General features: G+C 60.9%; 13 protein-coding genes. All 13 read right to left on the bottom strand.

Features of this window, described 5'->3' with window-relative positions; genetic code table 11:
• Positions 1–448: 448 nt before the first annotated feature.
• Positions 449–1,336 carry a DMT family transporter gene (locus H3005_RS06515; RefSeq protein WP_263407384.1) on the bottom strand — a complete coding sequence of 296 codons (888 nt, stop codon included), beginning with the start codon at positions 1,334–1,336 and terminating at the stop codon, positions 449–451.
• A 32-nt stretch (positions 1,337–1,368) separates the two neighbouring features.
• Positions 1,369–2,433 (bottom strand): UDP-N-acetylmuramate dehydrogenase, encoded by a 1,065-nt coding sequence (gene murB / locus H3005_RS06510; protein ID WP_191077808.1) that lies wholly within the window; start codon positions 2,431–2,433, stop codon positions 1,369–1,371.
• Between the two features lie 8 nt (positions 2,434–2,441).
• Positions 2,442–3,497 (bottom strand): quinone-dependent dihydroorotate dehydrogenase, encoded by a 1,056-nt coding sequence (locus H3005_RS06505; RefSeq protein WP_180166891.1) that lies wholly within the window; start codon positions 3,495–3,497, stop codon positions 2,442–2,444.
• A 9-nt stretch (positions 3,498–3,506) separates the two neighbouring features.
• Positions 3,507–4,277 (bottom strand): class I SAM-dependent methyltransferase, encoded by a 771-nt coding sequence (locus H3005_RS06500; protein ID WP_191077807.1) that lies wholly within the window; start codon positions 4,275–4,277, stop codon positions 3,507–3,509.
• 7 nt (positions 4,278–4,284) lie between these two features.
• Positions 4,285–4,575, bottom strand: coding sequence for a DUF4190 domain-containing protein (locus H3005_RS06495; RefSeq protein ID WP_025874887.1), 291 nt, complete (start codon positions 4,573–4,575; stop codon positions 4,285–4,287).
• 159 nt (positions 4,576–4,734) lie between these two features.
• On the bottom strand, positions 4,735–5,586 hold the full coding sequence (locus tag H3005_RS06490; RefSeq protein WP_191077806.1) for an SDR family oxidoreductase: 852 nt from the start codon (positions 5,584–5,586) through the stop codon (positions 4,735–4,737).
• Positions 5,586–7,118, bottom strand: a complete 1,533-nt coding sequence (locus tag H3005_RS06485; protein WP_191077805.1) for an aldehyde dehydrogenase family protein — start codon at positions 7,116–7,118, stop codon at positions 5,586–5,588. The genes H3005_RS06490 and H3005_RS06485 overlap by 1 nt, the downstream gene beginning before the upstream one ends.
• 159 nt (positions 7,119–7,277) lie before the next feature.
• Positions 7,278–8,315, bottom strand: coding sequence for a UDP-glucose 4-epimerase GalE (gene galE / locus H3005_RS06480; protein ID WP_191077804.1), 1,038 nt, complete (start codon positions 8,313–8,315; stop codon positions 7,278–7,280).
• 66 nt (positions 8,316–8,381) lie between these two features.
• Complete coding sequence (locus H3005_RS06475; RefSeq protein WP_191077803.1) at positions 8,382–8,669, bottom strand: acyltransferase; 288 nt, start codon at positions 8,667–8,669, stop codon at positions 8,382–8,384.
• Between the two features lie 271 nt (positions 8,670–8,940).
• Positions 8,941–10,077, bottom strand: coding sequence for an EpsG family protein (locus tag H3005_RS06470; RefSeq protein ID WP_191077802.1), 1,137 nt, complete (start codon positions 10,075–10,077; stop codon positions 8,941–8,943).
• The gene (locus H3005_RS06465; RefSeq protein WP_191077801.1) at positions 10,074–11,177 is read right to left on the bottom strand and encodes a glycosyltransferase; all 1,104 of its coding nucleotides are present in this window, start codon (positions 11,175–11,177) and stop codon (positions 10,074–10,076) included. Before H3005_RS06465 ends, H3005_RS06470 begins: the two co-directional genes overlap by 4 nt.
• A 2-nt stretch (positions 11,178–11,179) precedes the next feature.
• The gene (locus tag H3005_RS06460; protein ID WP_191077800.1) at positions 11,180–12,490 is read right to left on the bottom strand and encodes a polysaccharide pyruvyl transferase family protein; all 1,311 of its coding nucleotides are present in this window, start codon (positions 12,488–12,490) and stop codon (positions 11,180–11,182) included.
• Positions 12,487–13,308, bottom strand: coding sequence for a glycosyltransferase (locus H3005_RS06455; RefSeq protein ID WP_191077799.1), 822 nt, complete (start codon positions 13,306–13,308; stop codon positions 12,487–12,489). Before H3005_RS06455 ends, H3005_RS06460 begins: the two co-directional genes overlap by 4 nt.
• Between the last annotated feature and the right edge of the window lie 11 nt (positions 13,309–13,319).

Below are 13,319 nucleotides of genomic sequence, written 5' to 3'. Positions count from 1 at the left end.
GGTTGCGGGGGACGGCGCAAGTACGTCCATGTAGCCTCGGTCGCGCCATCCATGGCGCTCACGCCCCCGCAACCGGACCCACCCCGCCCTCGACAGATCTCCGCAATCTGTTGGGATGGCATGACTTGCTCTTGGTGGGTGTCGACCTTGGTCGACACGCAGATCCACGCCATGCGTGGATGTTTTTCGATCAATTGTCGAAATGTTCGATTTCGATGGAGATTCATCCACGCATGGCGTGGATCTACCAGACACCCGGAAACTGTCAGAGGTGGGGTGGTGTCGGATTGCGGGGTGTCAGCCGCATGGATGCGGCTGCCAAGCCTACAGGGACGTATTTACGGCGTCCCCGCAATCCGACACCACCCCGCCATCCCGCGGAATGTCGCTGTTGAAGTTGCTTCGGCTCCGGCCTCTGCGGGTGCCGGGCGCAGCCCGGCCAGACCCCTTACTCTGCCGGCTTGGCTGCCGCGCTCGCGGCGACGCTCGCTGCACGCCGTGACAGCACCGCTTCGCGATGGGCGATGTAGGCGTTGGCGCCTAGGATGATGCCGGCGCCAATGATCGTCCAGCGATCAATCGTCTCGGCGAACAGCAGCCAGCCACACAAGGTCACCAGCGGCAGCTGCAGGAAGCTGATCGGGGTCAGCGCGGAGACTTCGCCCAGTCGTAACGCACGCGTCCACAACAACTGGCCGATGGTGCCCAGCACGCCGGTGGCCAGCAGCCAGACCCAGGCGATACCGGCGGGCCAGACCCAGACGAACAATGCTGGAATCAGTGACAGCGGCACCCAGAATACGTAGGTGTAGAGCACCACGGTGTCGGCGCTGTCGATGCGGGTGAGCTGCTTGATCTGGATCGCCACCAGCGAACTGAGCACGGCGGCGGCCACGGCGATCAGGCTGCCGGACGTGAAGCCGGCGGTGCCCGGCCGCACGATGACCAGCACGCCGATGAAACCGACCACCACCGCCGCCCAACGCCGCACGCGTACCTTTTCGCCCAGCCACAGTACCGCGGCGATGGTGACGAACAACGGGGTGGAGTAGGACAGCGAAACGGCCTGTGCCAGTGGCAAGTGGCCTAATGCCCAGAACGCGCACAGCATCGACCCCAGGCCGATCGCGCTGCGCATGAAATAGCGCGGCAGCTGCTGGGTCTTCAACGGTGCATGGCCAGGGCGCAGCAGCATCGGCAGCAGCGCGAGCAGGCCGAAGGCATTGCGGAAAAACGCCACTTCCTGGGTCGGCACGTAGCGGGTGGCATAGCGGATCGCCACCGCCATCAGGCCGAACGCCATGGTGCTGCCGAGCATCAGCAGCGCCGCCCGCAACGGGGTGGCGCTGACGGGTAGGGCGGGCGTGCTCACCACTGTGCGCCGAGCAGGCGGGGCTCCGGTTCGATCGGCACGCCGAATTTCTCCAGTACCGAGGCGGAGATCCGCCGCGCCAGTGCCAGCAGTTCGGTGCCGGTGGCGTTGCCGTAGTTGACCAGTACCAGCGCATGGCTGGGCGCAACGCCGGCATCACCCTCGCGGTAGCCTTTCCAGCCGCAGGATTCGATCATCCATGCGGCCGAGACCTTGCGGCGGTCGTCACGGTCTGCGGGGAACACCGGCAGCTCGGGGAAGTGCTGCAGCAGTACTTCCACCTGTTCCAGCGGCAGCACCGGGTTCTTGAAGAAGCTGCCTGCATTGCCCAGCACATCCGGGTCGGGCAACTTGCGGCGACGGATCGCGATCACCGCATTGGCGACGTCCACAGCGCTGGGCAGTTCCACGCCCTGTGCCTGCAGTTCTTCGCGGATGCCGGCGTAGCCCATGCGCAGGTCATGCAGCAGAGGCAGCTTCAGTTCAATGGCGGTGATCAGGTAGCGGTCCGGCTGCTGCTTGAACACGCTGTCGCGGTAGGCGAAGCCGCACTGTTCGTTGTCCAGCCGTACCCAGGTCTTTTCCAGGCAGTCCCAAGCCTCTACGGTCTGGATGAACTCGCCGACCTGGGCGCCATAGGCGCCGATGTTCTGGATCGGCGATGCACCGGCCGTGCCGGGAATCAGCGCCAGGTTTTCCAGCCCGGACAGGCCTTCCTGCAGCGACCACATCACCAGCCCGTGCCAGGACACGCCCGCTCCGGCGCGGATCACTGCGTGGTCCGCTCGGTGTTCAAGGAAAGTGATTTCACGGTTGCCGAACACCAGCACGGTGCCGGGCAGGTCGTCGGCGATCAGCACGTTGCTGCCGCTGCCGAGCACCAGCAGCGGGCCGTCGGCCACGTCCGGCAGGGCCAGGACCTCCGGCAGCAGCGCGGCATCGTGCAGTTCCAGCAACTGTGCGGCGCTGGCCTGCACGTGGAAGGTGTTCAGGGCCTGCAGCGGTGCGTTGCGGGTCAGGGTCCAGCGCAGCGGGGCTGCAGCGTTGTTGGTGTCGTCCATGGGGGTACTCACAGCGGCGCCACCGCGCCACGGCTGGGCGCTTCGCGTCGGCGTCGGATCGCCTCCACACAATCGGCGACCAGCGCCGGGCCCTTGAAGATCAGACCGCTGTAGCACTGCACCAGCGCCGCACCGGCGGCCATCTTGGCCACGGCGTCGGCACCGGACAGGATGCCGCCGACACCGACCAGCGGCACCGATTCGGGCAGGCGCGCGCGCAGGCGGCGTAGCACCAGTGTGGACTGCTCCAGCACCGGTGCACCGGAAAGCCCCCCGGCTTCATTGGCCAGCGGATCGCCGGCAACCCGGCTGTGGTCGACGGTGGTGTTGGTGGCGATCACACCGTCCACCTGCAGTTCGCCCAGTACACGTGCGGCGGCGTCGATGTCGCGCTCGTTGAGGTCAGGGGCCACCTTGACCAGCATCGGCACGCGCCGGCCATGCTGCGCGGCCAGCGCTTCCTGGCGCTCACGCAGCTGGCTGACCAGCTGCCGCAGTGCGGTCTCTTCCTGCAGTTCGCGCAGGCCGGCGGTATTGGGCGAGGAAATGTTGACGGTGATGTAGTCGGCCAGCGGGTACACCTTGTCCATGCAGGCGATGTAATCATCGGCGGCCTGTTCGTTGGGGGTGTCCTTGTTCTTGCCGATGTTGATGCCGAGCAGGCCGCGCCGGTTGCGCGCGCGTTCGACGTTGCGCACCAGCGCATCCACACCTGCATTGTTGAAGCCCATGCGGTTGATGATCGCGTTGTGCGCCGGCAGCCGGAACAGGCGCGGCTTCGGGTTGCCGGCCTGCGGCCGCGGCGTGATCGTGCCGATCTCCACGAAGCCGAAACCCAGCGCGAACAGCGCATCGATGTGCTCGCCATTCTTGTCCAGGCCAGCAGCAAGGCCGACCGGATTGGGGAACGTCAGCCCGAACACCGTGCTGGGCATCGGCGCGATGCGTGCGGCCACCAGCGGCGTGGTGCCGGTGCGATAGGCCAGGTCCAGAGCGGACAGGCCGAGACCGTGGGCGCGTTCGGCGTCGAGCGAGAACAGGAAGGGGCGGGCAAGCGAATACATGCGTAGATTTCAGTCCAGCGTGCCGAGGAAGGCTCGGGTTCGATATTCAAAAGCGACCTGGCCGTCGACCGCGTGGTCGGCGAACAGGTCCTGCAGCGCAGCCAGCATCGGCGCGTGGCGCGGATGGCCGGGCTGCGGCGCATAGGAAGAAGACAGCAGGCGCCCACTCAGGGCGTCCAGGTCCAGGTGCTGCACGTTCGGCAGCTGCGCCATGCCGCGCAGGCCGGAGCCGAACCAGGCCTGCATGGTGGCGTCGTCCTGATAGCGTTCGGCCACCGCGGTGTAGTCGGTGCCGTAGTCCAGCAGCAGTTGTTCGTAGCCGACCAGGAACGGACTGGCATCGAGCAGGCGCGAATTCCAGTAGATCAGCGCCAGCCCGCCCGGGCGCAGGATGCGCTGCCACTCGGCGCGCACGGCCACGGTGTCGAACCAGTGAAAGGCCTGCGCGGCACTGACCAGGTCAACGCTGGCATCGGCCAGGCCGGTGGCCTCGGCGCGGCCATCGACGGCGGAGAAGTGCGGATACTGCGGCGCCAGCCATTGCTCGGCGGCGGCGCGCATCGCCGCGTTGGGTTCGACGGCGACCAGTGGATGGCCGGCGGCCAGGAACTGCCGGCTGGAGATGCCGGTGCCTGCGCCGATGTCAGCAACCAGCGCGCTGGTTGCTACGGCCATGGGGCCATGCAGCCAGTCCATCAGCGCGACCGGATAGTCGGGGCGGTAGCGGACATAGTCCGCAACGCGGCTGCTGAAGCGTTCAGTGCTGTCCGGGGAGGTCATCGTGCTTTCACCAGCGCAGTCCAGGTTTGGCGTCGGCACCGGCCGCCACCATCGCGAAGATCAGGATGGCCACCAGGCCCACCGCAGCGAGGATGTTGAGCCAGCCCATGATCAGCCCGGCCAGGGCCATGCCATCGCCGTCCTGTTCGCCAGCACGGCGGCGGATCTCGGCGCGGGCCAGGTGCCCGGTGATGATCGCAACGAGGGCGGCGACACCCGGCAGCACGGTCCAGCTGCAGATGCCCGCGATCAGGCTGACCACGGCCAGGGCGTTGCTCTGTCGGGGTGGCACGCTCATCGAGTCCTCCGTGGCAGTGCCGACATGATAGTGCCTCTGCTCCGGCAATCCCATGGGCAGTGCCCTGTAGAGCCGAGCCCGTGCTCGGCTGACGCTTCGGCTGGTACGGCATCGCCCGCGCTGCGCGCGCAAGCCGAGCGTGGGCTCGGCTCTACAGATTCAGCCCATCAGCACCTGGCCGCCATCGACGTTGAGCACGTGGCCGGTGATCCAGCGCGCCAGCGGCGAGCACAGGAACAGCGCGGCATCGGCGATCTCGCGCGGCTGCCCGAAGCGGCCGAACGGAATCTTCGCCAGGGTGCCTTGGTACAGGGCGGGATCTTCGACACGACGTCGATCCCAGAGACCATCGGCAAATTCGATCGAACCCGGGGCAATGGCGTTGACCCGGATCCGGTCCGGGGCCAGTGCCAGGGCCTGCGAAGTGGTGTAGTGCGAGAGCGCGGCCTTGGCCGCCGCATACGGTGCACCGCCGGGACGCGGCTGCTGCGCGGCGATCGAGGACAGATTGAGGATGCAGGCATCGGAGGAGGCGCGCAGCCACGGCAACGCAAGGCGCGATGCGCGGACAGCGGCCATCAGGTCGATCTGCAGGCTGGCGGCCCAGCCGTCTTCGTCATCGGCCATGCCATAGCCGGTGGCGTTGTTGACCAGCACATCGATGCCGCCGAGCGTGTCGGCAGCGGCCTGCAGCCAGGCGCTGATTCGGGCAGGATCACCCAGATCGGCGGAGAAGGTGTGCAGTTGCGTGCCCTGTGCTTGCGCATCGGCCTGCAGGGCGTCGAGGCCGGCCTGGCCGCGCGCGCAGGCCGAAACCTGCGCACCGGCGCCGGCAAACGCCAGCGCCAGTTCGCGGCCAATGCCCTTGCTGCCACCGGCAATCAATACCCGGCGGCCGGTGAAATCGAGGGTCGGAGCCCCTGTGGGGATCCGACCCTGAGTGGTCGGCACGGCGTGGGTCGGATCCCCGGAGGGGCTCTGACCCATGTGCATGGCCGGACCGTTTGCCATCACAGGTCGAACTTGATGCCCTGGGCCAGCGGCAGCGAATCCGAATAGTTGATGGTGTTGGTCTGGCGGCGCATGTAGACCTTCCATGCATCCGAACCGGATTCGCGACCACCGCCGGTGTCCTTCTCGCCACCGAAGGCGCCACCGATTTCCGCGCCCGAGGTGCCGATGTTGATGTTGGCGATGCCGCAGTCCGAACCGGCCGCCGACAGGAAGCGCTCGGCGGTCTTCAGGTTGGTGGTGAAGATCGAGGACGACAGGCCCTGCGGCACGCCGTTCTGCATGTCGATGGCTTCGTCCAGCGTGCTGTACTTCATCACGTACAGGATCGGCGCGAAGGTCTCGTGCTGCACCACTTCATCGCTGTTCTTCAAGCCGGTGACGATGGCCGGCAGCACGAAGTTGCCGGCGCGGTCGATGCGCGTACCGCCGGTTTCAATGGTGCCGCCGCTGGCCTTGGCCTTTTCGATGGACGCCAGGAACTGCTGCACGGCACCGTCGCTGTTCAGCGGGCCCATCAGGTTGGCCGGGTCGGTCGGATCGCCGATCTTGCCTTCCACCTGCTTGTACGCCTTGACCAGCGTGGCCAGCACGTCGTCATGGATGGATTCGTGCACGATCAGGCGGCGGGTGGTGGTGCAGCGCTGGCCAGCAGTGCCGACCGCGCCGAACACGATGCCGGGGATCGCCAGCTTCAGGTCGGCGGTTTCGTCGAGGATGATCGCGTTGTTGCCGCCCAGTTCCAGCAGGCAACGGCCGAGGCGATGCGCGACCTTCTCGGCGACGGTGCGGCCAACCTGGGTCGAACCGGTGAAGCTGATCAGCGGCACGCGCTTGTCAGCCACCATCTTTTCCGACAGTGCGGTGCCGGCGTCATTGATCAGGAAGAACAGATCCGGGAAACCGGCATCGCGCAGCGCTTCATTGCAGATGCGCATCGAGGCGATGGCGGTCAGCGGGGTCTTGTTGGACGGCTTCCACAGGCAGATGTCGCCGCAGATCGTGGCCAGGAACGAGTTCCATGCCCACACCGCGACCGGGAAGTTGAACGCGCTGATGATGCCGACCAGGCCGAGCGGCTGGTACTGCTCGTACATGCGATGGCCGGGGCGCTCGGAATGCATGGTGTAGCCGTACAGCATGCGGCTCTGACCCACGGCGAAGTCGGCGATGTCGATCATCTCCTGCACTTCACCATCGCCTTCGGGCTTGCTCTTGCCCATTTCCAGCGCGACCAGCGAACCGAGGGCATCCTTGTGCTTGCGCAGCGCTTCGCCGCACAGGCGCACAGCTTCACCGCGACGCGGGGCCGGGGTGGTGCGCCAGACCTTGAAGGCTTCCTGCGCACGCGCGATGACGGTTTCGTACTCGGCTTCGGTGGTGGCGCGGACCTGCGCGATCGGCTCGCCGGTGGTCGGGTTGATCGGGGTGATCAGCTCACCGCCGGTAGCGCTCGACCACTCCCCGTTGCCCAGGTAGGTGCCAGCGTTGATCGCGTCCAGACCAAGGGACTTGAGCAGCTCGGAAGACATGCAGACTCCTGTGTTTCGTTACGTTGTGTTTGGTGCCGTCGCGGGCAGGTGGGGGCGCGACGAACTGAGCCGACGATGGTAGCAGAGGGGCAAGGACGGGCTTTGATGCGCTGCGGGGTTGACTGTCGCCGTGCAGTGGGTCAGGCGCCAAGCGCCTGTTCAGGCAGGCAGGGCTTCGTCCATCGCGCGGGCAGCTTTGCGGGCGACCGGTTGCGGCGACCATGCCGGCGGGCGGCGATGCCACTGCCAGGCGCTTTCGATGATGGGCGCCAGTTCGGTCCACTTGGGTTGCCAGCCCAGGATCTCGCGGGCGCGGGTGGAAGAGGCAACCAGACTGGCTGGATCGCCCGGACGGCGCTCGGCCATTTCAAATGGAATCTCGCGCCCGGTCACCGTTGCGGCAGCGGTGATCACCTCGCGAACCGAGAATCCGTGGCCGTTGCCGAGATTGAAGGCGTGCGCGCCGGGGGTGTGTTCCATGTACTCAAGGGCAAGCGCATGGGCCTGGGCCAGGTCCTGCACATGCACGTAGTCGCGCACGCAGGTTCCATCGGGCGTTGCATAGTCTTCACCGAACACTTTCATGGCTGCGCCAATGCCCAGCGCGGCACGCAGGACATTGGGAATCAGGTGGGTTTCGCAGGCATGCGCCTCGCCGATGCCGTGGTCGGGCAGGGCGCCAGCAGCATTGAAGTAGCGCAGGCAGGTCGAGCGCAGGCCGTAGGCCGTCGCTGCATCCGCGAGGATCCGCTCTGCCATCAGTTTGCTGGCGCCGTAGGGGTTGATGGGCGCCTTGGGATGGTCCTCATCGATCACATCGGCCTGTGGATTGCCGAAGACGGCGGCCGTGGACGAGAACACGATCCGGTCGACGCCATGGCGGCGCATGGCCTCCAGCAGGTTCAGGGTGCCGGTGACGTTGTTGGCGTAGTACGCGTAAGGATCGGTAACAGATTCGCCCACCAGCGAGCGCGCGGCGAAGTGCATCACAGCGTCGAAGTGGCGGCCCTGGAGCGCGCGCTTCAGTGCTTCGGCATCCAACAGGTCTGCCTCAAGCAGGTCGCCCCAGCGGACGGCACCGCGGTGGCCGGTGGAGAGGTTGTCGAGCACGGTTACGGAGTGGCCGGTTTCGGCGAGGTACTGGGCCATGTGGCTGCCGATGTAGCCGGCGCCGCCGCAGATGAGGATGCGCGTCATTTGGTTTCCGTTCTTGATGTTATTAATGCACTAGAGGATGCCGCTTGTGTACTTCAGGCGAGGCCTCTAGCCCACCTTTGAAAGGTTGGTGAGCTGCTTTGCGACGTAGACGCCAGGCTCGATAATTGACTTGCGGACAACCGCTCCCGCTCCGATGGTTACGCCATCACAAATTCGCACGCCCTTGAGGATCAGCACGTTGGAACCAATCCAGCAGTTGCTACCGATAACTATGGGGTCGGCAAGGAAGCTCCCTTTCAGCGGTACGCCTGTCTCTGAGATCGCGTGATCGTGATCGTAAATACGGACCCCTTCGCCAAAGAGGGTGTTCTCCCCAATGCGTATCTCGCTCATGCAATTGAGAGAACATCCTTTATTAAAAAATGCGCCGGACGAAATTATGATTCGTCCTCCGTCACAGAAGATCGAAAGATCGCTCCTCGAAATTATCCTTCCGATTGATACCTTCCCGCCCGACCTGATCTTTATACTCAGGCGAGGGCCGAATCCGATGGGGTGCGCGACCAGTGTGTTAGGGCCGTAGCACATCCTTAGTAATAATATCTTCAAGGCAGCTAGCATCAGCTCTACTAGCCTCATGACTCGATAGGCCATTTTCCTTCCTCTATAATGTGTAGCCGAGAGTGTGTTGAGAGCTTTCGGCAAATAATACGAGCGCGGAAAGGATGATGAACGAGTACAGGTACATGGCGCTTTTAAAGGCGGAGGGTGCCCTTATTCTGTCCACCAATAGCGCTGCCTGGAGGGGGGCTGCCAATAGCAGGAAGGGCATGTACCGTTCAGCGAAGTCGGCGGTGTTTACGCCAAATAGAATTAGTGATAGAAAAAGGCAGGTGTACTTGTGTAGCACGCTGTTATTTACAGATTTGGTGTCAATGAGGGCAAGAAATGAAAATGACAGTAGGGTGCATATCCAGAAGTTCGCCGTCTTCCATACGGCTCCTACATGCGATTCATGTGCCCCCGAGAAATACAAATTGAACTTGTCAGTCAAGCTGGATATGCCAATAGTGGCAACCAGGTCTCCGATGATCTTGGAAGCCAGCGTAGAGAAGACAAGTGCGCTGAGCGCAATGATAAGGTAGGCCCTGTCCCGATCAAGCAGGCGGAAGTTAAGCAATGGAGCTGCGAGGAACGCCACGCTGGACCAATGCAGGCCAATCGCTGCAGCAATGAGAACGGACGCGGAGATGCGGTGCCTCTGGAAAAACAGGAAGAATCCAAGCGCACCCAGCGGAGCTGCAAGTGCCTGTCGCATGATGTTCCCTGAGTAGACAAGGAAGAACGTAAGAAAAGCCAAGGCGAAGATTGCACTTGACAGCCCTAACGATCGTGCCGCGCTACGGTAGAAGAGCCATGTTGCGACAAACACCAATACGAAATTGACGATCAGCCAATTCGAGGCATTAAGAAAGGTTGCCAGAATGCTTTGAAGCGGCCACCAGAGGAATTCCGTGTTGCCGTAGTAAAGGGCGCCCGTCGCGATTGCGCTAGCTGGTCCATTCAACTTGGAATAGGTGAGGACGTAGCGGAATGTGTCGTTACCGGCGTCAAGAGGCCTTAGTGCGACGAAATAGAAGCTGTATGCAAAGACCGGTGCGGCCAGTAGCATTATCTTTAGCGCGCTCGCGCTGGCGCTTTGATTTGCTGAATACGCTGGCGAATTCCGAACAGTGAGGCAAATGATTGCCGCTCCAAAAACAATCGGAAGGAATAGTGAGAGCAAGACTTCAATGCTCATTTTGATAGGCTGTCTTGTCGGATTTCAGGGGGGATGCCGTAAATTTCGTGTAGGCGATTGTCAAAAGCGCTCAGCGAGAAGCGGGTCTTTGCTTCAATGTTTGCCGCGCGCTTGATCCGATTGAACTCAATGCTCCCATTGGTGATGCGCTGGATAAGCTCCTTGGCTTCGCGTGGGTTGGAGAAGAGCAGTCCAGTTCTCCCATTGTCGATGACATCGACATTTCCTGCGCAGCTGTTGGCAATCACCAGGGTGCTGCTGGCCATGGCCTCGATGATGGATACAGGAAGGCCCTCCCATCTTGCGGTTGAGAGGTAAATGTCTGCAGCGTTCAGCTCTGCGTACACGTCAGCCTTGGCCAACCATCCAGTAACTGAAACACCGCTGGCGGCTAATTTATCAACTGCTTTCATCTCTCCATCGCCGATCCATTTGAATTCTGCGTCGATACCTTCTTCCAGACACGCTTTTGCAATGTTCGCAAATTCCTCGGGTCCCTTCTGTAAGCGCACACCGCCGGCTGTCACGATCCTTATTGGGCCGTTGCGGAGTGTGGCGTCAATTGATTCAGCTGTTGAGACGGACTCTACGGCGTTCTCCAGGAGCTTGGCTTTGGCGCCGGTCCAGCGAAGAATCTCCTTCTTCTCGCTCATTGAGCATGCGAGATATGTGCATTTCCTGATGCTGGCCAGGCGCTCTAACGCTGCGAATATGAATCGCTTGCCGCCGATATCCTTGCGCATCACAGAGATGCAATGGGGACTATAAAAGACCTTTGTTTTCGGGACAGCACCAATTGTCGCGAGGCGTCCGATGAAGCCCGCAAAAGAGGAGTGCAGGTGAAGGATGTCTGGCCGTAGTCGAACGATCTTCTTGCGCAATAGCCTTATCGCTTCGAGTGGATTAGGGCCTCCCATTGGAAGCTCATGTAGCTTGACATCTCGGTGAAAGAGGGTGGCGAGATCGTGCGGAGTTTCAGGTCGCCTGGAGTAGATAACATGGACATTTAAGCCCCTGGCTGCCGAAAGATTCGCCGCGGCACACACCATGGTGAGCGTGCCAGTAGCGGTTGCTTCGACGACGTGAGCAACTGTGCTCATGGTCAGTGCCTGTCTGCGCTGTTGAAAAGCTTGGCCATACGCTCGAAGTCGGCATCAAGAGTGATCGGTTCTGCGCCGCCTGGGAATTTCGACATCAGCACGGACGCCCTTTCCAGAATATCTTCCGTACTGGGACAGTCGACCGTAGCGATGTAGCTGGCCTGTTGCAGCCATGTCTCAATGAGATTCCGGACTTTCCCGTTAAGATTGTCCATTGCAATGCAAGGCGTGCCCGTAATTGCGCAAAATATGACGCCATGCAGGCGATCAGTGATTACCAGTCGAGACGAAAGATACGCATCCCAGATTGCTGATATTGAGCCTTCGCGCTCATCCAACTGATGGTGCATATTGTCAACGTTGGTATCGCGGTGAATTACTCGCATTCCAGTCTTCACCAATTCCTGCTCCAACGAAGCAATGATTTTGCCGTCGAGTCCCGACTCGATATCCCTGCGAATCGAAAGGACAGCCTGGTTCCTTCTGGATTCCTTGGAGGACACCGGCGCCAAGCTGATGACGGTATCGGGGTGTAGCGCAATTTCATTTTGCGGGAAGCTGGACTTCATCTTATTGTAGCTGTCGTGATCTCTGGCAATTAATGTCAATCTCGGATGCTGGGAATATATGCGTTTGGATTCTTCATGAAACTTGGCGCCAGCCGAGGAGTGCTCGAAGAACATGGATTGCGGAAACTGATAGATGCGGTTTCTTTTAAACAGGCGTATCAAGAATCGGCGTTGCTCTTCCGCATCCTTGTAGATGGTCCCCATATTTCCGCCGCCTGTCAGAAATACGATGTCATCCACAGTGGAGTGCTTCTTGACCACTCGGGCCGACTCGTAAGTGTTGCCGTGAGTAATTTCAACCACATCGTAGCCGTGAAGATTCCTTTCCAAGAAGGACTTCTGCGCGAGGCCAATTGCTAAGTCGCCAATATTGCCAAGATCAGGGACCATGAAAATGTACGCCGTACGACCCTTTCGCTGGTAGCTGGAGAGTAGCTTTGCCGGGAGGAAGTGGTACTTAAATAGATTGACGATATGGGAAGGGATTAGCCGCTTGACGTTCTTCAGCATTGCGAGTTCAAGGAGAATTACCGCAGTAGTCAATTCGTTCCCAAGAAGAAATACGTAGATTCGCCCCTTGATGCCGAGCTTGCTCTGATCTGGTTTCCCCACTTCACGAAGCGACTTCAAAGCACGTCTTGTTTGGCTAAACTTATTGCGCAGCGGAATTCCTGCGTCGGACACGATGCGCTTTATTTTCCACTTGACGTCCATGTAAGTGTTGAGGGCCTGATCATGTGTCATGCGCCGGGTTCCTTCTTGGGGCCGAGTACAAACATATTGCGTAGGCTGATCACCAGCTTGGCTGGGAGAATGCCGGCGACAATTGATCTGCAGATATGAGAATAATCAAGTGGGGAGGCGCCGAGCGCTGGGTAGTAGTGCAGTCGCGCCTTGATTTCACCGCTGCGATTCTTCAGTGTGCGTTTCCTGAAGTCGCCGGGATTGACGCGATAGTTGAGCAGGATCTCGTCCATGACGAAGATTCGCTTCCCGGCTACGACGAGCTTGCACCAAAGTGCCAAGTCTTCCGCGCGGTGATAGTTGTCGTACATCCCTTCCGAAATGACGTCGCTACGACGATAGATTGTCGCTGGGTGAATCGGGGCGTCGCCGTGCATCAGCTGCTTTGGACCCTTCTCTCCGGGCTTTCCGAGAATATGGCCATTGCCCGTTTCGTCGGAAAATTCTATGGCAAGGGACGCGGCTACAGTGAATTCTGGATGGTCGCACATGAATTTATAGAGCTTTTCAATGCGATCAGCCATTGCTATGTCATCAGTATCCATTCGTACGATAAGCGATGCCCTTGCGGCTTGAATTGCTAGATTCAGCGAATAGACGAACCCTCTATTTTCCCCGTTGTGGATAATCATGATCCTGCTGTCGCCTATTCGTGACTTCAATTCTTCAAGGTCATTTGTTCCGCCATCGTCCACAATGATGAGTTCAAAATCATTAAAAGTTTGACTCGTAATGCTCCGTACCGACGCCTCAAGGTGTCCTGGGTCTGTATTAAATTCAGCCATAATGACTGAGATGGCTGGATTCCTTGTTTCCACTGTAGTTCCTG

It is taken from the genome of Stenotrophomonas sp. Br8, assembly GCF_014763005.1.
Taxonomy (GTDB): Bacteria; Pseudomonadota; Gammaproteobacteria; order Xanthomonadales; family Xanthomonadaceae; genus Stenotrophomonas; species Stenotrophomonas lactitubi.
Note: the sequence above shows the minus strand (reverse complement) of the source record. Positions and strands in the feature narration are given on the sequence as shown.